The 19,701-nt window shown below is 36.6% G+C and carries 24 protein-coding genes and 1 pseudogene; 1 reads left to right on the top strand and 24 read right to left on the bottom strand.

Annotated features, from left to right (window positions below):
• From ACGLXV_RS19865 to ACGLXV_RS19800, 14 genes and pseudogenes are all read right to left on the bottom strand, one after another.
• Nucleotides 1–488, bottom strand: a pseudogene (locus tag ACGLXV_RS19865) (hypothetical protein); the annotation flags it as partial.
• 12 nt (nt 489–500) lie between these two features.
• Nucleotides 501–1,334, bottom strand: coding sequence for a carbohydrate ABC transporter permease (locus ACGLXV_RS19860; protein ID WP_119708063.1), 834 nt, complete (start codon nt 1,332–1,334; stop codon nt 501–503).
• Between the two features lie 13 nt (nt 1,335–1,347).
• On the bottom strand, nt 1,348–2,229 hold the full coding sequence (locus ACGLXV_RS19855) for a carbohydrate ABC transporter permease (RefSeq protein WP_391560041.1): 882 nt from the start codon (nt 2,227–2,229) through the stop codon (nt 1,348–1,350).
• A gap of 259 nt (nt 2,230–2,488) precedes the next feature.
• Nucleotides 2,489–3,325 (bottom strand): hypothetical protein, encoded by an 837-nt coding sequence (locus ACGLXV_RS19850; protein WP_391560039.1) that lies wholly within the window; start codon nt 3,323–3,325, stop codon nt 2,489–2,491.
• Between the two features lie 138 nt (nt 3,326–3,463).
• Entirely contained in the window at nt 3,464–3,625 is a 162-nt protein-coding gene (locus ACGLXV_RS19845; RefSeq protein WP_391560038.1) for a hypothetical protein, read from the bottom strand.
• 186 nt (nt 3,626–3,811) lie between these two features.
• Nucleotides 3,812–4,627, bottom strand: a complete 816-nt coding sequence (locus ACGLXV_RS19840; RefSeq protein WP_391560037.1) for a lipid II flippase Amj family protein — start codon at nt 4,625–4,627, stop codon at nt 3,812–3,814.
• A 222-nt stretch (nt 4,628–4,849) separates the two neighbouring features.
• Nucleotides 4,850–5,245 (bottom strand): hypothetical protein, encoded by a 396-nt coding sequence (locus tag ACGLXV_RS19835; RefSeq protein WP_391560036.1) that lies wholly within the window; start codon nt 5,243–5,245, stop codon nt 4,850–4,852.
• Between the two features lie 129 nt (nt 5,246–5,374).
• Nucleotides 5,375–5,512: a hypothetical protein gene (locus tag ACGLXV_RS19830; protein ID WP_391560035.1), complete on the bottom strand. Its 138-nt coding sequence runs from the start codon at nt 5,510–5,512 to the stop codon at nt 5,375–5,377.
• Nucleotides 5,513–5,786: 274 nt separating this feature from the next.
• Nucleotides 5,787–7,400: a response regulator transcription factor gene (locus ACGLXV_RS19825; RefSeq protein ID WP_391560034.1), complete on the bottom strand. Its 1,614-nt coding sequence runs from the start codon at nt 7,398–7,400 to the stop codon at nt 5,787–5,789.
• Nucleotides 7,378–9,213 (bottom strand): sensor histidine kinase, encoded by a 1,836-nt coding sequence (locus ACGLXV_RS19820; protein WP_391560033.1) that lies wholly within the window; start codon nt 9,211–9,213, stop codon nt 7,378–7,380. Before ACGLXV_RS19820 ends, ACGLXV_RS19825 begins: the two co-directional genes overlap by 23 nt.
• 91 nt (nt 9,214–9,304) lie before the next feature.
• Nucleotides 9,305–10,657, bottom strand: a complete 1,353-nt coding sequence (locus ACGLXV_RS19815; RefSeq protein ID WP_391560032.1) for an ABC transporter substrate-binding protein — start codon at nt 10,655–10,657, stop codon at nt 9,305–9,307.
• Nucleotides 10,658–10,787: 130 nt separating this feature from the next.
• Nucleotides 10,788–11,426, bottom strand: coding sequence for a YesL family protein (locus tag ACGLXV_RS19810; RefSeq protein ID WP_391560031.1), 639 nt, complete (start codon nt 11,424–11,426; stop codon nt 10,788–10,790).
• 195 nt (nt 11,427–11,621) lie between these two features.
• Complete coding sequence (gene glnA, locus ACGLXV_RS19805; RefSeq protein WP_119708054.1) at nt 11,622–12,977, bottom strand: type I glutamate--ammonia ligase; 1,356 nt, start codon at nt 12,975–12,977, stop codon at nt 11,622–11,624.
• A gap of 211 nt (nt 12,978–13,188) precedes the next feature.
• Nucleotides 13,189–13,365, bottom strand: a complete 177-nt coding sequence (locus ACGLXV_RS19800; RefSeq protein WP_162927740.1) for a hypothetical protein — start codon at nt 13,363–13,365, stop codon at nt 13,189–13,191.
• A gap of 255 nt (nt 13,366–13,620) precedes the next feature.
• Between ACGLXV_RS19800 and ACGLXV_RS19795 the strand changes: the two genes are divergently transcribed.
• Nucleotides 13,621–14,019 carry a (deoxy)nucleoside triphosphate pyrophosphohydrolase gene (locus ACGLXV_RS19795; protein ID WP_391560030.1) on the top strand — a complete coding sequence of 133 codons (399 nt, stop codon included), beginning with the start codon at nt 13,621–13,623 and terminating at the stop codon, nt 14,017–14,019.
• A 27-nt stretch (nt 14,020–14,046) separates the two neighbouring features.
• Here the strand turns inward: ACGLXV_RS19795 and ACGLXV_RS19790 are convergent, their stop codons facing one another.
• The 10 genes from ACGLXV_RS19790 to ACGLXV_RS19745 form a co-directional block, all read right to left on the bottom strand.
• Complete coding sequence (locus ACGLXV_RS19790) at nt 14,047–14,721, bottom strand: hypothetical protein (RefSeq protein WP_391560029.1); 675 nt, start codon at nt 14,719–14,721, stop codon at nt 14,047–14,049.
• Between the two features lie 146 nt (nt 14,722–14,867).
• Nucleotides 14,868–15,572, bottom strand: a complete 705-nt coding sequence (locus tag ACGLXV_RS19785; RefSeq protein WP_391560028.1) for a DUF4386 domain-containing protein — start codon at nt 15,570–15,572, stop codon at nt 14,868–14,870.
• 60 nt (nt 15,573–15,632) lie between these two features.
• Nucleotides 15,633–15,857: a helix-turn-helix transcriptional regulator gene (locus ACGLXV_RS19780; RefSeq protein WP_119708050.1), complete on the bottom strand. Its 225-nt coding sequence runs from the start codon at nt 15,855–15,857 to the stop codon at nt 15,633–15,635.
• Nucleotide 15,858: 1 nt separating this feature from the next.
• The gene (locus ACGLXV_RS19775; protein ID WP_391560027.1) at nt 15,859–16,305 is read right to left on the bottom strand and encodes a hypothetical protein; all 447 of its coding nucleotides are present in this window, start codon (nt 16,303–16,305) and stop codon (nt 15,859–15,861) included.
• A 221-nt stretch (nt 16,306–16,526) separates the two neighbouring features.
• A complete protein-coding gene (locus tag ACGLXV_RS19770; RefSeq protein ID WP_391560026.1) occupies nt 16,527–17,372 on the bottom strand; it encodes a hypothetical protein in 846 nt (281 codons plus the stop codon).
• 186 nt (nt 17,373–17,558) lie between these two features.
• Nucleotides 17,559–17,876, bottom strand: a complete 318-nt coding sequence (gene ppnP, locus ACGLXV_RS19765; RefSeq protein ID WP_391560025.1) for a pyrimidine/purine nucleoside phosphorylase — start codon at nt 17,874–17,876, stop codon at nt 17,559–17,561.
• Nucleotides 17,877–18,044: 168 nt separating this feature from the next.
• A complete protein-coding gene (locus ACGLXV_RS19760) occupies nt 18,045–18,206 on the bottom strand; it encodes a hypothetical protein (RefSeq protein ID WP_391560024.1) in 162 nt (53 codons plus the stop codon).
• An 80-nt stretch (nt 18,207–18,286) separates the two neighbouring features.
• A complete protein-coding gene (locus ACGLXV_RS19755; RefSeq protein WP_391560023.1) occupies nt 18,287–18,649 on the bottom strand; it encodes a DUF4181 domain-containing protein in 363 nt (120 codons plus the stop codon).
• 192 nt (nt 18,650–18,841) lie between these two features.
• Nucleotides 18,842–19,195 (bottom strand): DUF5412 family protein, encoded by a 354-nt coding sequence (locus tag ACGLXV_RS19750; protein WP_391560022.1) that lies wholly within the window; start codon nt 19,193–19,195, stop codon nt 18,842–18,844.
• Nucleotides 19,196–19,297: 102 nt separating this feature from the next.
• Nucleotides 19,298–19,540: a hypothetical protein gene (locus ACGLXV_RS19745; RefSeq protein WP_391560021.1), complete on the bottom strand. Its 243-nt coding sequence runs from the start codon at nt 19,538–19,540 to the stop codon at nt 19,298–19,300.
• Nucleotides 19,541–19,701 lie beyond the last annotated feature (161 nt).

Genomic DNA, 19,701 nt, shown 5'->3' with positions numbered 1-19,701 from the left:
TCTGCCAACGAAAAGGCCGTTTCTGCAGCAAATAAGTCAATCGAATACTGCTGTATCATCGGGGAATCCAAGGAGTATTCAATCGTCGTTGATGTTTCGTTGCTGTGTAATAAATGAGCAGGCAGGCACCAAGAGTACTCATTACAAATGGACCAAATACCATTTTCTAATTCTTCTCGATACACTTTATTGTCAGGTTCGAGCAATACTATAAGGGCAAAGGTAGTCAGACGCCTTCTTTTTTCAAAATACACCTTTTCATACTCCACTCGTGAGCCGTTTTCCTCAAAAAGCTTAAACAAGGAAAAGGAGAGTTCTGGGTCTTTTTCTTGGAGTAGTCTCTTCCCTTCCATTCGAATTTCATCGAGAAATGGCTGGTATATTGGGTTGTTCTTTACCTTCCTCCACCAAAGATTCTTCTCTACAGTAGTCTCATACAATAATGGGGCTTCCATATCTACTAATCTTTTAAGATCGGCTATATTCAAAGTTTCCCCCTCCTAGCCTTTGACTCCACCTAGCGCAATTCCTTCAATTACCTGTTTTTGACCGATCATAAATACGATGACCAGCGGAAGAATGGCTGATACCGCTGCTGCCATGATCAACGAGTAGAATTCACCATTAATGGTGGTGAATTTTTGCATAGCGAGCTGAATCGTTAATAAATGATCGGTTCGTAGGAATATCAATGGATTTTGATAATCATTCCACGTCCAGATAAACCTAAGGATTCCATACGTGGCTATGGCTGGCTTTACGATGGGCAAGGCGATCGACCAGAATATTTTCCAATGGCCCGCACCATCAATTTTGGCTGCTTCGATCAGATCATTATGAATACTCATGAAAAATTGGCGCAGCATAAATGTTCCAAGCACACTAAAGCTCCCAAGGAGAATCAGTCCTAAATGATTGTCAAACAAACCAATTTTCCTAAATAAAATGAATTGTGGAACTAGAATCGCCTGTGGAGGCACCATGTAAGTGGCTAACACGATGATAAAAAGGAATTTTCCAAACGGAAACTTCACCTTTGAAAATCCGTAAGCCGCAAGTGCCGAAACAACGACAGAAACCAAGGTGGTTAAAACCGTTACTTTAATCGTGTTCCAGTAATAAACATAAAATGGATAATCTCCGAACCATACTTCCTTATAGTTATTAAAGCCATTCCATCTTTCAGGAATCCACTGAATGGGAAATTTAAACACGTCCGCTTCAATTTTAAAGGATGTGGAAAGCATCCATACAAAAGGCAACAAAAACAAAATACTCACTGCAAGCATGATCACTGTGATCACACTTTTTCTAATCCCTAAAGACTTTGTCATTCTTACTCCCCCCTTAATAATTCACCCATTTTTTCTGTCCGATCCATTGAATAATGGTAATAGCGAACACAATTACAAAAAGCACGACGGCCATGGCTGAAGCAGGACCAATTTTTAAATTAACGAAAGCGGTTTCATAAAGGTTCCAAACAATCATGGAGGTTGAATGCATCGGCCCCCCCTTGGTTAATACCGCAACGAGGTCAAATACTTTAAAGGTCGAGATGATTCCCGTGATGAATAAGAAGAAGGACGTTGGTGAGATCATCGGTACCGTAATATGTCTGAATTTCACCCATGCATTCGCTCCATCAATATCTGCCGCTTCGTATAAATCCTTAGGAATATTTTGCAAGCCTGCTAGAAAGATAATCATATTAAAGCCAATGGACACCCAGACTTGAATGAGCATGATGGAAAACAGGGCAAAGTTCGGATCGGCAATCCATTTTGGAGGACTGTCGATTCCAAGAGACATCAAGACTTGGTTAATCGGCCCTGCAGATGGATGGAATAGCACCTGCCAAACAACAGCGATTGCCACCACACTCGAGATATATGGCATAAAAAAGGCTACTTTAAAAAATCCTTTTAGATACACATTCCGATCGATGGTAATAGCCAATAATAGTGAGATGATCATACAAATAGGAACGGTCAGGATGAAGATCGCATTATTTAGGAGCGATTTTAAAAAGACGGGATCTTCAAACAGTCTTGTAAAATTATCAAATCCCACCCATTGCAATTGTGATAATGGGGTAATAAAACTCCATTCAGAAAAACTAAGTACAAATGTCGCCAAAATAGGAATCAATACGAGAACGGACACACCGATGAGCATGGGAGAAACAAATAACAGCCCTACTACATTTTCATTTTTCTCTTTATTCATTTTTCGAGTCGTACGTCTTCCAATCACCTTTGCTGGTTTGGAGAGTTCAGTGTTGGCACTCATCTTTTTCACCTCGATTTTTTGTATAGTTTTATTATAAAAGAATACTAATTTTCTTTATTAACAGTATTTTGATGTATCACTACACTATTTTGACTTCTTTTCCTACGGTGAATAAAAAAAATCCACCTCATAAAGAGATGGACCTCTATTAAACAGTACTCCTAGATTTCCACTACGGGTGAACGCTAACCCGATATTAACGTCCTTTTTTTGTTAAACACTCTTCTTCGGGATTCATGTTCACCTGTATCCACAAATCATTGCTTAGTTTTCGATATTGAGCAATTTCTACATCAGTCCCATTCGTCAATGTAACAAAAATAAAACCATAATCAGCTCCATCCGTACCATGAAAATAAATATTTTTAAAGTATCCATTTTTCACAGTTGGGTACATTTGTTGTATTAATTTGCACCAACTCCCATATTTCACTTCTATGACAGCTTCCCCATCATGGTCCCAACCATGATAGGGTGCACATAAAAAATCCTCTTCAAACTTACTCAAATCTGAGATTCGAAAACCTTCTTTTTCATGAATAAGATAAATAAATCCGTATGAATAACCAAAATACTCCGCTCGCTCACCTTTAAACCCCTCAATCGTTTCTATTTCATAAAAAAACTTTATTCCTCTTTTACTATCGGGTACTCGAAAAAGCTTTATTAAACTCGTATGCCCTATTCCAGCAAACGAATTAAAATATTCATCATAGCTTAATTTATTTTGATACTCTTTAGACAGAAAATTATAGGCAATTGGAAATGGAGTACGTGCCTGACCAACCGAACCGCAACTCCTCCCACCCATATATTCAGCTTCACGCAGGACGCTAAAATAATTAAGAAGGGTATCTTCAGGGGTTCTAGTCAATTCAGAAGGTAATTTGATTTGGTCATGAGTTTTTTCAGAAAAAAGTGAAAAGAACTCCGAACTGTCAAATCTTAAATTTAAAGCTTTCAAACAAGATGGACGGAAATATTTTTGATGATAAGAAGTTTTGTCCAATTTATTCCGTTTTTGCATATACATCACCCACTGTTAGTTTATGGGCGCAACTAAGGATCGGTGAAATATATGTATTTCCTTCTAAACTAATTATTGTTATTTCGTATTATGAACTAAGATTAGTAAAATCCAATAAATAAATTAATAACTTTTTCTAATTTGTTACTTATTTTTTGATTGCTCATCTAGTTTTGATTTTATAGCTTCTAATAATTCATTTTGTTGTTTGTGGCTATCCAAAATTTTATTAGTTATTTTTTCTAACGTTTTAGTTATAGACCAGAGAGAGATAATTATGACGATAATAATTGCTAATGCGTCCATTGGACCACTCCTAAATTTGTACATATTTAATTCCAGTTCAAAACAACAATCTTAATCTATAAAATTCTTTAATAAATGCTCTATTCCCTTCTTCCGCAAACCTCCCGATAGTGAATTATTTGGGCCTATAACTATAAAAAATATAGGCATTAATTCTTCAGCCGAATCAATGCCAACGTTATTTTCCTATACAATGAATTTTGTAAACCAAGCGATATATTCAGCCCCTGGTATAAAGAACAATTGAGCTAATAAAGTACCTAACAAACGAGAGGTAATCATCATTAGCGATACAGCCTTTAGATTGGTATAACTTCCCCTTTGATTAATAACATCATCAGCAAGTATAGAAATTTTCGGGTCAATAAATATGGTAAGTAGGATCGTTGCCATTCCATTAATAAGTCCCGATGCCATTATAGAGGTCGATGCTCTTTCTGGAGCTATTAAAGATGCATATAAGGCTGATAGTACACCAATTGTATAAATGGCCGTTATGATCATATTTATGATAAACAATCTAATCGGAATATCTTTTAATCTAATATCCACTAAGTAAGAGGGTCTAGGTAAGTGGATATGTTTTATTCCACGTTTCATAAACTCAAAAGTCAAACCTTTCTTTATCAAAGAAGGAATGGACCCACGTTCCTCAGACAAATGAATGATAGCCCTAGAAAATATCGCTATAAATGTAGGAAGTAAAAGAATCCCTATTATTGTTCCAAATGTTGATGCCCCTATAATTACTCTATACTGAGACTCTACAAAATGTAAGGTATCAACTTTTGGTGCATTATCTATTAGGCTTCCTGTAAAGGGTTGTTGCATCATATTAGCCATTCTAGAAACAATGACCATTAGGTTAAATAATGATAGGGCTGAAGCTAATAACCTTACCCTTGCACCAGACAATCTAACTGCATAGGCAAGAGTTTCAATTGAATGAATTATAAAAATGAAAAGCGATATTAAGATTAATTTCTCAGAAATAAACTCCAAAATAGTTACCCACTTTAATTGTTTATTTCAATTCTACCATAATTATCCTACTTAAGATTATTAAAGAATACTGCCTTATTGTTTAAAAGGAACTTCAACACAAAAAAGCATCAATCCTTCTTGGATTAATGCCCTCTATAGTTTAAGTTCAATATTTTACAATCTTACTTATTTATACAAAAAAGCGATGCCTTTTGAGTATCGCTTCAAATAGCTTTCTATCTAATTCTTGCTTAATAAAATGGTTTCAGTATTACCATTCCATTCCACTGTCACTTTTACCTCAGAATCTTCAATGACTTTGGCATTGGTTGGATTCGCTTCATCTTTACCGATAAGAAAACCACCCTTTGTCAATTTTATACCACTTTCCCCAAAGCCACCTGCATTAGTCTCGATATTATAAGTTAATTCACCAACGGAGTTAATATCTTTACCTTTGTATTGAAGTTTGAATTCCTGTGTTTCATAGTCATCATTGGTTTGTGTAACCTTTAATTCAGCAGACCAATTATCTGTTTTTCCTGAAAATGTAAAAGTTTTTGAACTACAAGCGGTAAGTAATAACATTAGGACAACTAATAACGATGGAATCTTTTTAATGATAATGCACCCCATTTTTTATTAAACAACTCATTACCCAAATTGTACCATTTAGTAAAGTGAATATGTTGAAACTTTTTTTACTATCCTGCTTATGGAGTGAAATAATGGACACCTTTTTTACACTGTCCAATGGTTCATTATTTATTGAAAGATTAAATAAAATATTACTATTACTACAACTATAATTCCACCGATAGTAGGGCTTCCATAAAAGGTTCGATTCCAACCATCATCTGTTTCGATTTTACTCTTTTCTCGGTTGTCATCTTGTTTTCTCAACGACTACACCCCTGATAAGGATTTCGTTACCTAATTAGATTACGTTCAAGAAAGAAAAAGGTTTCGACCTTATTGAATAAAACTGCCCTATTGTTCAAGAAGAAAAATCAAAAGTAGAATATTCAGGGACATCTTTTTTAAACGGTTCGACATTTTTATAAACAGTTTAACTTTTTTAAAAAGTTATACCTTTCTTAGAAAAAAAATCTACAGCTTTTCCCGCTGGAGTCGCCACCCTCCACTCAAATCGATTCAAATAAACGATTTTAAGCCCTTACATCTTCCCTGTTCGAAACTCGATCGGTGTAACACCAACATAGTTTTTAAAGATTTTTATAAAATAACTTTGATTGTCATAGCCTAGTCTTTCACATATTTTCCCTACAGAATCCGCCGTTTGTTCTAGTAATTCTTTCGCTCGGTTGATTTTCATTTTTGTTACGTATTCAACAAATGTTTCACCGACCTCTTTTTTAAACAGGCGGCTAAAATAACTAGGATTAAGGTAGAGATGGCTAGACACTTCGTCTAGGCTGATCTTCTTTTCGATATGTAAAGAAACATACTTAAATGCATCTAGTATTTCTTTACGTCGTGTTTGCTCGTACACGTCATTTACTAACGTTAACGTCGTTTTAAAGTAATGAATCCACCACGCTTGCAGTTCACTTAAAAATTGAATATCTAGAATTTCATTATGCATATGTTCTACTGTATGTTGAGACCGGAAAAACTGTAGGGCTTGGAGCTTTCCTCTTAAATCTAATAATAATTTAAGTACCCAGTCCTTAACCATTTCAGGTGGGAATTGATAATCTTTAAGAAACGATGTCCACTTGGTAACAAAAACCGGAATTCTCGCTGGGTCTCTAAGCATGATTAGCTCTCTCATTTCTCTGGCTGCTTCATCATATTTGGAATACAACTCTTCTGTTTGCGACTCCTGCAGGCTCACCTTATCAACAATGGCTCCTGGTTCCATGTAAAAACTCTGGTGTTTGCTATTGATGAGGGTGATTACTTCCTGTTTGAACTCTACTAATGTTTTACAGCCATCCCCGGCTAGAAAAGATAGAGAAAGACCCGCTGATCTTTTTAACGCGTGCTGGATTTTCTTCATACTTTCCTTTGCTTCAGAAAGAGCATTGTTCTTTAGCACTAATGAGGAAGGAAAAAAGACAAAAAGTTCTCTTGGTCCCAATTGGAAATGAACGGCACCAGAACAATATCGCTCAATGGCTTCTGAAACGACATTGTTCATCGCAAACATCAATGTGTCCTCAGATATAAATTTTTCTTTTGCTAGTGGAAAGTTATGAATCATAGCCAATGACCCCACATAACCTGTTTGGTCAATATGCAGCCCAAGAGATTTGCACTCTGCTAATCTTTCTTTCTCATGAATTTCACACCCATCAACCACGTTTCTAATAAATCTTTGTTTCACACTTTCTTTGTTCCGATCAAGCATTTCCTGAAGCTGAATTTGCTTAATTCTTTTATGATTTTGTTCATCAAGAGTATCCTTGAATTTTTTTACTAACTCACATAAATCATCTGGGTCAAACGTGTCTTTCACTAGGTAATCCTGTACCTGAAGCTTTAATGCTTGATGGGCATACACAAAATCGGAGTGGCAAGATAAAATAGCTACCTGTAATTTAGGGTTTTTCTCTTTTAATTTTTTCGTCAATTCGATTCCGTTCATTTTGGGCATTCCAATATCCGTAATTAAAATATCTGGCATGTCTTGCATGGCCTTTTCATAGGCACTTGCCCCATTTTCATGTGTGCTATGTAACGTTACCCCTATTTTGTCCCATTCAATGGTTTCAGATAATAACTGTAACACCGGATAATCATCATCAACTAGCATCACTTTGTACATCAGGATGACAGCCTCCTTTTTGAATCGTTAACAACACTTTCGTTCCCTCTCCAGGTTTGCTTTGGATATCCATCTGAAAGGACTTGCCAAAAGTGATAAACATTCTCTCATACACATTAGATAACCCTAAGGACGAAAATCCTTTATGATTTTCACTGTTTCTGTATTCAATTCCGGAAGTTTGACTTAGCTTTCTTCGTAAATGAACCAATGTTTCGTGATCCATGCCTTGACCGTCATCTTCAATCACAATCACCATCTGAGAGTCGATGATTTCGGTTCTTACTACGATGGTCCCTGCACTTTGATTCAACCCATGAATGATCGAGTTTTCAATGATTGGCTGCAAGATGAATCGTGGAATTCTGATCGTTTGGGCTTCTTCATGTACACAAAGTTCTACCTTTACTTCTTCCTTTTGTCTCATATTCATCAGATTGATATAATCCAACACAATTTGAATTTCTTCTTGAAAGGTAATGGTTTCTTTATTTTTATCAATCGTCATGCGTAGCAGTTTGGATAAGGAGGTAATCATATTCGCACTTTCCTTATCTCCTTTTACTAACACCTTCATTCGAATCGAATTTAGAACATTAAAGAGAAAATGAGGATTGATTTGCGCTTGCAGCATGGCGAGCTCTGCTTTCCGTTTCCGTTCCTGGGTATCTGTTATCTCGTCAATCATTTCATTCACCCGATCTAACATATGATCAAACGAATCTGAAAGCCTACCAACCTCATCTCTACTCTGAATACGGGAACGAACTGTTAAATTTCCTTGCTTTACCGACTGTGCCACATTTCCAAGATGAACGATTGGTTTGGTGATCGTTCGCAGTAAATAAGCCATTAAAAAAAGGAAAAGGGCAAATGAAACAATTTGGACCACAAATACTTTATTGAATATTGAGTTAATTTTATTGACAGCCTGTTTGTAGGGCACGAGTGAAACCAGCTTCCACCCTGTAAACGATATATTATGCTCTGCAATCAAGTAATCTTTTTTAGATATTTGAAAAATATTGGATGAGTTCTGTTCCTTCAGCTGTGAACTATATTGAAAGTTTTCACCGATTCTTGAATCGTCACGGTGGGAAAGGATTTGATTCGAAGCATTTAATAACATCATTTCTTCGTGGCCATGTAAGCCACTGAACAGTTCATTAATTTTATTCTCCATAATGGTGACAATCACATACCCATACACTTTTACATTTTCGTCTCTTAACGTTCTAGCCACAGATAGTTGGTATGGATTATTTTTTACTTCTGATTTAATCATGGTTGGTTGACTGCCGATCCATATCGATTCATAGCCTTGGAGATCATTTAATTGATTGAACCATTTTTCATGAACCAAAAGATTGGGATCGTATTCCCAACTAGAATAATTCGAGTAGGATTTTCCATTTTTCAAAAGAATCGTCACATACGACTTTTCCCCAACAAGGGTAATATTTTCAATCGTTTTATTGATTCTGTTTTCATCCATAAATTTTTCGTACTCTGATAATGTCGGGTCACTGGTGCTTTTCGCTTTTTCTTTTAAAATGGTATTCATTTCCGCATCTAGTTGGATAAAATTTGTTATGTAAAGCATGTCTTCCAATAGCTTTTCCACGTATTCATTCGCGATTGTGAGTTCGCGATTGGCGTTCGAAAGCGCCTGTTCCTTCAGCGTATCGGTGGTTAAGTAATTATAAATAAACAAAGAGATCGTCGCAGGGATAACGAGGCAAATAATTGAAATAAAAATCACTTTGAACCGAAAGGATTTCGGCTCTAGCTTCCAATGTTTCTTAAGCTTCATACGCTAAACACCCTTTAATACAAAGATAGGGTTGTAATCGTTTACAACCCTTTCTTTCTATTATTATAGTTTCGTTACATGCTGTCTATCACTATTTATTACTATCAATGATTCCCTGTACTCTTTCTTGGGAAGCTTCAATCGTTTTTTCTACATCTTGTTCACCAAAGATGAGTTTTTCATATTCTTCATTGATGACTTTGTAGATTTCAGCCTGATAGGATACAGGTGAAATGATCTTAGAGGACTTCGCATTTGTTAACACATTAATTAAAGAGTCTTTATCAACTTTTTCAGGGCTCACTGTTCCGCTAAGGATTTTGTCAACAATGCCTGCTAAATCCCCTTCACTCACCTTGCTCCAAGACGGAATGTTTTTCCCTTGTACAATTTGCCCTTCTGTTGTATACCAACGAATAAATGTATACGCTGCATCCTTATGTTCAGATGTGCCCGCCACTGCCATGAAGTCTGTTGTTACAGGTGTGAATCCGCCTGTAGCATCTTTTTCATTCTTCGGATAAGGTGCAACCGCGACATTAAAGTTTAATGGGAACTGTTCTGTCCCGCCAAGCTCTGTATTCATCCAGCTACCGATTAGAATCGAACTAGCATCCTGATTAAAGAACTGATTACGGTAATGAAGCTTTTGCGATAAGATATCTGTGTAAGGAACGGCTGATTGATCTTCTTTTTCCATTTTTACACGTAGCTCAAGCGTCTTTTTGAACAGTGGATGATCAAGATTCGATTTTCCATCTGCTGTTGTAAATTCCGTATCTTCTTCTTCACTCGCTAACGCCAGCTTTAAAAATTCCATCCAGCCCCCATTTTGCGGTCCGTGGAAGTAGGTTCCATAATGATCGTCTGTTGTCATGGCCTTCGCGTATTCAGCAAATTCATCCCATGTCCAATCTGTTGGTACTTCTAAACCAGCAGCGTCCAAATGATCTTTATTTAACAGAACATACCATGGATTAAATTTACCTGGAAGCGAGTAATACTTCCCGTCAATTTGTGTATCTACTTTATATTCATCCGTTACCTTGTAGCCTTCTTCTGTAATAAACTCATCGATTGGGGCCACCATTCCCATACTCACACGTTGAGCATAGCTTGCTGGATCACTGAACATAAGCACATCCATTTGCTCTCCTGAAGCAGCAGCTAAATCTAGCTTTTTCGTTGCTTCCTGCGTATCACCTTTTTCACTAAGAATAACGAGATCTACTTTGATGTTCGGGTATTTTTCTTCAAAGGCAGCAATCGTTTCCTTCCAGTTATAAGATGCTTCGTTTCCGTGCGTGTGGAATTTAATCGTTACCTTTTCATCTGATTCCGATTCGGACGATGCCTGTTCCTTGGTGCTGTTTCCAGAACAACCAGCTAATGCGATACAAAAAACAGAGACTAAGATAAATATGGACCAGATCTTCCTTTTCATTCTCTTTCCCCCTACTACTTTATTTATTGAAAACCCTTACAAAACAAGTGTAGCAAAATCAATTTTTACCAACATATCAATAAATTTACCTGTTATGAGAATAATTTGACCACTATTTCGCAAGAGACTACTAGGATCTAGAAACTTCCACCTCAAATTTTTGAGCTACTTTATGAAATAATAGAGTTGAAATATACATTAGTATATAACTTATCCCACTGCCGAAAAAGAGGAATCCTACCCCATTGAAAAAGATACTAATGGTGACCATACAAATCACTGCAAGGAACATGACAAAGGAATAAAGTGGATAGGAAATTCCGAGCAAAAAAGCCACTTTTACATATTGAATCGTGTTATGTTCGAAATGAACAAAGACAGGGAATATATACAGCATGACGATACTAAAAAGCAATACCACACCTATTAAACAACCTAGTAATATTGGATAAAGAATTCCTTGTAATGATCCGATTAACATCCAATCTAAGAATAAAATTAAGGTAAAACCCAGTAACACCAATCCTAAACGATTCGCTGTCCAGAACTCCTTTTTATAAATCTTAAAAAAGAGCGAAAAAATGGGCAACTCCTTTTCCCCCTGTAACCACTTCCGAATAATCGTGAACATCGCCACTGTCGAAGGCGCAGCTCCAAAGATGAACAGCCCCAGTCCCATAAATAACAACCATAGAAGATTTAAATAGGCCAATCGAGAGAACCATTGACAAGCATGATACAGCTTCCCTGTTACCCCTGTTGCATCCATCTATATTTTCTCCTTTCTTTTAGTCCTATTTTATTAATTTTATAAATTTAAACAGGGTATGAATAAATGTTATTTTGACCTTTCATATAAAAATCTTTACCTTTTTCCTCTTGGACAACCTTCTCATGACAAAATGAAAGGATGGAACATATGCGTTCCATCCTTGAATACTTCTATATTACTTAATTGTTAGTATTAGAATTTAGAGTGATAGTTTTCAATTTCCCAAGCGTGAACGGAGATGCGGTAGCTATCCCACTCAGCTTTTTTCATTGCCACATATTCACCATATACGTGCTCGCCTAATGCCTTAGCACCAAAATTGCTTGCTTCTAATTCAACTACTGCTTCTTTTAAGCTGCCAGGAAGGTTCTCAATTCCTAAATGAGCTCTTCTCTCATCAGACATATGGAAGATATCTTCGTTAATCGGAGCTGGAGCTTCTAGTTCTTTTTCAATTCCATCTAAACCTGCAGCTGCAATTACTGCAAACGTTAAGTATGGGTTTGCAGATGGATCTGGACAACGCAATTCGACACGAGTCGCAAGACCTTTCTTAGCTGGAATACGGATAAGAGCAGAACGGTTAGACGCTGACCAAGCAAGGTAACAAGGTGCTTCATAACCTGGTACTAAACGCTTGTAAGAGTTTACTAGCGGGTTCGTTACAGCCGCGAAGCTCTTTACGTTTTCAAGTACTCCTGCAATGAAATGGTACGCTTTCTTCGATAATTGTAACTCATCAGATGGATCAAAGAAGGCATTTTCGCTTCCTTCAAAGAATGACATATTCACGTGCATACCAGAACCATTGATTCCAAATGCTGGCTTCGGCATGAATGTTGCATGCAATCCAAATTTCTGAGCAATCGTCTTAACAACCCACTTATACGTAGTAGACAAATCTGCAGCTGTTAAAGCATCTGCATACTTGAAATTGATTTCATGCTGTCCTTCAGCTACCTCGTGGTGAGATGCTTCAATTGTAAAGCCCATTGCCTTTAACGCACGGTAAATTTCTAAACGAACGCGTTCTCCAAGATCGTGTGGTGATGGCTCGAAATAACCTGCTTTATCACTTAGTTCTTGAGTTGCGTAGCCATTCTCATCTGTCTTGAATAAGAAAAACTCTAGCTCAGGTCCAACTGAAATCGTATATCCACTTTCAGCAGCACGCTCAACCGTTTTCTTTAAAACATTTCTTGTATCTCCATCAAATGGTGTTCCGTCTGGGTTTTTTACAGAACATAAAAATCTTGCTTCCGAATACCCCTCTTCAACTGACCAAGGAAGAACAGCAAATGTTGTTAAATCAGGTTGTAAGTAAAGGTCGGACTTATTAATAGGAGAGAACCCTTTAACAGAAGATCCGTCAAACATCATTTTTCCTTCTACTACATCCTCTAATTGCTCAACTGTTACTGTCACATGCTTTAAGATACCTTCAATATCAACGAATTGTAAGTGTAATAGTTCCACACTTTTTTCTTTTATCGTTTCTTTAATTTGATCTAGAGTTGAAGTTTCTAATTCTACTAAAGTTTTTGACATGTTAGATAATCCCCCACCATTATGTTATATTATATGACATTCATTAAAATGTATTATAATAGATGTTTCACAATTCGACAACTTCTTTTTTAAATTTTTTGATAACTTTTTTTCTATCTACCATTCTATTTAAAAATCTAAGACAATAAAAAAATACCATGTAAGCATTTACATGGTATCTGTCTAGCCATATGTGGAATCCATGCCCTATCTAGAGCTCCGATTTCAATTTTTTCACGTATTCCGGAATTTTATTTTCTCGACTGCAATTATTACAATAATATTTCTTCACTAAGTCATCACACAGGTACGTTTTTAACGCAAACTCTGGAATACGTTGAGGCACTCCACAATGCTGGCAGAAGAATAAATATTCACTCTTTTTCATGGACCTCACTCCCATTTAATCATTTTTAGTTTGTTTCCAACGAAATTAGGTACTATTATGTGTATGAGGCCTAAGCTTGTAAAACTACATCTTTTTTCTTGCAGCTAAGTTAAAAAATCCTTCTTTCTTCTATTATACTATTGAAACCGTTTTCTCGCATGGTTCATATTTCATGGACAAGCTACTTTTACATGTTTTTAAAGGGAAAAAGAAAGTGTTACTATTGGGTAAGAAATTACTCTTGTGGAGGTATTCATGAAGAAACAAGTCAAAGTCGTGGCAGCTGTGATTGAAAATGAACACGAAGAAATTTTATGTGTCCTCCGCTCATCAACGATGACCATGCCAAATATGTGGGAGTTTCCTGGAGGAAAGGTCGAAGAGGAAGAGGATTTGAATACAGCGATTAAGCGCGAGATTCACGAAGAACTGGGCTGTCTCATCGAACCCGATGAATTACATAACGAACATATCCATGAATATGACTCGTTTTTCATTCAATTGATCACGATCAAATGTCGTTTGGTGGATGGGATCCCCCTGCCGAGTGAACACTCGAAGCTCCTTTGGCTGAAACGAGAAGATCTGTCTTCCCTTGTTTGGGCACCTGCCGATATTCCGGCAGTCGAGTTGTTAAGGAAGGAATGGACATAGAAGTGGATGGGGTTGGGAAAGAGAGGTTCACTCTTCCCCATCTAATCGAAGCTTTAATAGATACCCGTACATAGCTAAGAAAATAAAGATTCCCAACGTCTGAAAGGTCCCCACGATTGTTTTCACCATAAAGCTTCCTCTTAAGCTTGATTTATAGGTTATGATATAATTCCCAACCGCAGAGTCCGCAATGATTAAGATTACCCAACTTAGAGTCACTAACACCAAGCCGAGACGCACCAACCAACTATGTATCTTAGATTTGTTCAAATAAATTAACACATTAACAAGGATGAACCCTATTGCGGCAACCACAATATACAACCAGCCCGAAAATTCCGCATCGACCTTGATTAAGAAAACCATGTACTGAATCGTAAAGCTCATGCTAAGTAAAAACAAGGGCACACTATAAAAACAGGTAGCCATGAATTCCTTTTTGCTTTCTCGTATGATCAGCACCAATGCTACAATGACCGCCGGAATTCCAAAGACCCAATATATCAGCGCCCACCCATATAAGGCGTTTGCATAACTCTCATTTAGTGGCAGCTCCACGACTCCTTGAAAGGAATCCCCTTCAATATGGTCCACGATCAGATACCAGCCCAATAGTAATACGACGAAGAAACAGCCGAACAATTTCAGTCCGGTCATCCATGACTTCGCTTCCTTCTTTGCTTTCCGCTTCTTTTTACTCAATATTATTGCACCAACTTTACTTTAGTAGATCTTCTTAACACAAGATAACACAACAAACATGACCAAAATAAGGGAATTACTAACTATTTTTCTAGCAAGATTTAAAAATACGGACTTCCAGTGATATGGAGGTCCGTTACATGTGTCTAATCCTTTTTTGAAAATAAACTAGCAAGCGCTGAGGAATTAAATCCTTTCATGATCAGCCATACGGCTAAAATCATTTCATTCGCTGCTACTGGTAATGCCAACAGCCCACCCCAAACAGACACTTGTTCAATGACATCAAACATGACTAACAAGGCACAAATAAATACAAGAGTTGCCCCTGTCATACCTAAGATTGGGATAAACCTTGGTACGAGCTTTGTTTTATAAAATATATAACTGTACATCATCGTATTGATACCGAGCATGAAATTGGGACCTAGCATAAATGTCCATTCATGGATGGCTTTTAATACGGTACCTGACGTTTGAAAAGCTGCTACATCTGGAGCTCCAGCAGCAACAAATTCCTGACTTAAAGTCAAAAGAGACAGCACACTGATCACACCAACCGTAATGACAATCGCTTCAAGAAACCGAAAACAAACATGCCATAAAGCGATGGTTTCGTTATACCTTCTTAAAATCGGAAACATTGTGGTTGCTGTACCAACCGCTGAAACGACAAGAATTAATTCCATTAGTGCTCCCAATATGACTTGGTTGGCGTGTTTGGAACCATTGATCAAGTAATCGGAACCGTTTAGGATCGGATCGTATAACATCACACCTGCTACCGCCGATACGGCTGCAAGAATAAACAATACTCCCACTATTTTGGCTGCTTTTTGGTTTGACTTCATTTACTTATCCCCTTCTGTACATAAAATGACAAACGGTAAAGCAAAAACAATCAATAATTCTTACTGCGTTGGATCATCTCCATAAAAGAATACTTCTTCCAACGGTAAGTGAAAGGCGTGAGCAATGCGAAAAGCGAGTTCAAGAGATGGGGAGTAGTTTCCCTTTTCGAGAGCCACGATGGTTTGTCTTGTTACGCCCACCTTGTCAGCTAATTGCTGCTGGGTCATTTCATCATGATTGAATCGTAATCTTCGAATGTGATTGCCGACAAGATTTTTACCCATTTCAGACTCCTCTCCGATAGTGATAAAGTTTCGTAGCCGATCCGGTCACATCAGAAACAAAGCCCGAAATGATCAGAATCATGAACATGACGTGTAACGGCTGATAGATGATCAGTGATCCCATGGCAAGAAGAAAGCCGATGACAAACACAAAAAACGAATTTCTGAACGCTTTCAAATCGATTAACTTATCCAATTCATCCGCAAATTTTGGTTCTTTTTCTCTGGTTGTCATTCTAAAGATGATGTTAAAGATGATGCTGATTACGATGTGTGCGACGATTGAAACGACAGTCAAGATGAGGACGAAACTACCCCAAAAACGAAAGGCTTCAGAAGACTCTAGCCCTCCTTCGGGATACTGAGGGTACATATACAAACAATAAAATCCGAAAATGAGAATAGCACTAATCAACGAAACGATACTTTTCTTTTCTTGATACGTCATAATAAACCTCCCTTGTCAATTTACTTTTACATCATGTTAAACTTGTTATACATAATGTATAATAAACTTTACATGAAGTCAAGAATATTTTACCAAAAAAAGACCGGACACTGCCCAATAGGATCATGTGCCGGCCTTTATTGTAATGTATTTTATTAGGGCATTTTAATAATTCAAACTAAAATAGGGATACCCGAAGACACCCCATGTTCAGAGATATTCTATTGTGAAATCTTACTTTGTGACATTTGTAAATATTGACCATTGCTTACCGTTACACTATACCGCCCATTGAATAGTTCATTATCAACGATATCACTTTTTCCGATAGGCCCTGCTAGAACAGCGGCGTAACCTTCGCCATAGCTTTCCAAAACATATGCTCCTGCTGGAATATCGACTCCCACTTTATAAAAGCCAGCATCTTTATAATCTGTCACATTGTTTAAGACTTCATAAATTTGCTTTGCTCCCGACACATCTAATGTAGGGAAGGCAACCGTACTAATTAATACACCCTGTGATTCTATGTTACCAGCACCATGGACATACACATAACCGAAACTGTCAAAATTATTATTATCAATAATGTTATTGGATGCGTCATTCTCGGAATAATACTTGCCGCTCCCTGCAAACGATACGAACGCATATTCACCTGGAGGAATATCCCCCTTAATGTACGAACCAGAATCAAATGCTTGTTTCGACGCAAACAACGCTTGAATACCTTCTATCATTTTTTGCTGAGGCGTTTTCTCTGCTTCCTTTTCCGCTTCTTCTACTACCTCTTCTTCCTCTTCAACTTGTTCCTCTGATGCGCTCTCTTCGTCGGTTACATCCTTCTCTTCTTCTGTAGTTGGTTCAGGTGTTGCAGTTTCCGTTGGTTCACTGTTCATGCCAAAGACTACAAAACCAATAATCATCACAACAAAAGAGATACCCGCATTCCTGAATTGTTTTTTAGCTTTACCAGATTTTCTCACTAAAGAGAGAATCCCTATGATTAAAAATATGAATGTGGTTACAAGTGCAAGCAAAGCAATAATTAATCCGAAATCATCCATTTTTTTGCCCCCTAAAGATAAAATGACATATTACCATCATCATTTGACACAAACTATTTAATTATTCTTTAAATAGACTGGATTTTTTTGTAAGCGAATTCATGTCAACCATTCTAATTAAAAAAGGAATTAATCCGAAAAGATGGATTAATTCCTTTTACTAACAAATTGGTCATTCTACATTCATTATTCCTCAGAAAAATAGGAACAACAATAATCAACAACCGAATGAACTTTTAAAGAAAAGCTTTCGTTTGCAGGCACATAAAACACGCCATTATTTTCGATCGTTTTCCAATCTTGTCCCTGTAATTTATATTCAAGTACTCCCGCTTGAATATCCATCTCTTCTTTTTGAGATGTTGAAAATTCATATTCTCCCGGAAGCATAATTCCTAACGTTTTTCGGGTTCCATCTTGAAAAACTACCGTTCTACTAGTTACCTTTCCCTCAAAGTAAATATTTGCTTTCGTAGAGATTGTTACATTCGTAAATTCTGCCATTGGATCCATCCTCTCCCTTTTCTGTCCTCATTTAAACATAAAAACTATCATTGGGGAACAAAAAGTTGAGAGTTTTGTGGTCCAATATTCAGTTTTAATCTATTAATCCACTCTGTTATTCTGCTAATTTTTATTCCATGCTTCAGTTGGAGCAATCTTTTCAATTTCTTAACCAGCAAGCAAGGGAACAATGATCATAGAAAAACCTACACTGATTAATAATGTGATAAGCCAATCCCTTTTCTCTGTCTTTTTAAAAAGAATATTTAAAACGGAACTAATACAAAAACAAATTAAGAACACGAATATTACCATAATTATTGATTCCATTTGAATAGCCCCCTGATAAATAAAATCCGTATAAGTAGTGAAAGACTCTAATCCTTCTTGATAAGAGTCTAGAATCTTTACTATAAGTCTATAAAAAGTTCCATATTAAAAATAAAGATAAGAGTTACTATTACCATAATTACTGTCGTAATATATTGCTTAGTATTCTTTAGATAAATATATTCTAGAACGGCTTGAAATCCTCCTAAAAGGATAAGGTAACTCATCCAAAACAGCTTTTTAATAAATATCGAATCATTATTTACGGTAGACCATAATATGGTTAAAAAAATGACAAGAATAATCCCTCTACCCCATTGATCTATCTTTTTCCCAGGTGTATCAGAGATTTTCTTTTTTTCTACTCCAAGGAACTTATTGATTAATTTTTCTAATACATAAAACAACAAAAGCAGAACAGCTAGAATTACAATAAATTTCATTCTATCCCCTCCATAGAACGATTTGTCACTAGCTTATTTACGATTAAACATGGGAAAAGTTTCAATCTAACAGGGTTCGTTCAAGAAGGTATTTTCGCATTACTTGAAACTAACGTAGCTCTAAATTTCAGCGTACTTAAAATCATGAAAATTCGTAATACCTTCCAGTTACACTATACGGTCATCGAAAAATTAATCTTTTCTAAAATCGTATGTTTCGTTAGGTATCTTTAATTTATGGCCATTAATAACAACCGTATTTTCATTTTCCCACTTTATTTCCGCTTGTTCCTCATGATAGTTCCAATATATATTCTTTGGCCTTCTATTCTCTTCATTGAAATACAATACTCCTAGAACAGCATAATCTGTTGTTGCCCCACCATTATTTTCATAAGCTTTTATCGTGTAATCACCATTAGGGGAAGTAGATTGTGAAATAAATTCTCCTGAATTTAATCGATTAATATCAAATAACAGCCAGTATACACCATATGCAAATAAACAAAGTAACAACAATGAAATAATGATTACATTCTTTTTCATATATATTCACCCAAGAGTTCATTTAATAAGAATTTTATCTTTTTGTGCGTTCCTCAAACATTCCCTAACCTTAAATCTGGCAACATTAGGTCAAATTGGTTTTTACATCGTTATTAGGATCATGACGCCTATGAAAACCGCAACCACACTACTAAAAATAAGAAAGGTTTTGACCATCCACCACGGAAGTACATTCATAATGGCTGCGAAGATAGCACCATCTAAACCTTGACCCGTTCCTGTGAATTTCACCGACTTGTATTGCTCTTTTGTATATTTAAAAATAGTCACATACAGTCCTACTGTTCCTAATCCAATCAATCCAATAGATAGTAAATAATACAAGTAAGCCACACCTTAAATCATATTTTCCGTCATTTTTATCATCTCTTGCATTACTAAAAAAATACAATCGCAGATTTCATGAGTTTTCAACAAATTCCCACTATAAATTATCCGTTGAACAAGAAAAGCTGCCTGGTAAGCAGCTGTTCTCATTCATATAT

It is taken from the genome of Robertmurraya sp. (genome assembly GCF_036676585.1).
In the GTDB taxonomy this organism is placed as follows: Bacteria; Bacillota; Bacilli; order Bacillales; family Cytobacillaceae; genus Robertmurraya_A.
Note: the sequence above shows the minus strand (reverse complement) of the source record. Positions and strands in the feature narration are given on the sequence as shown.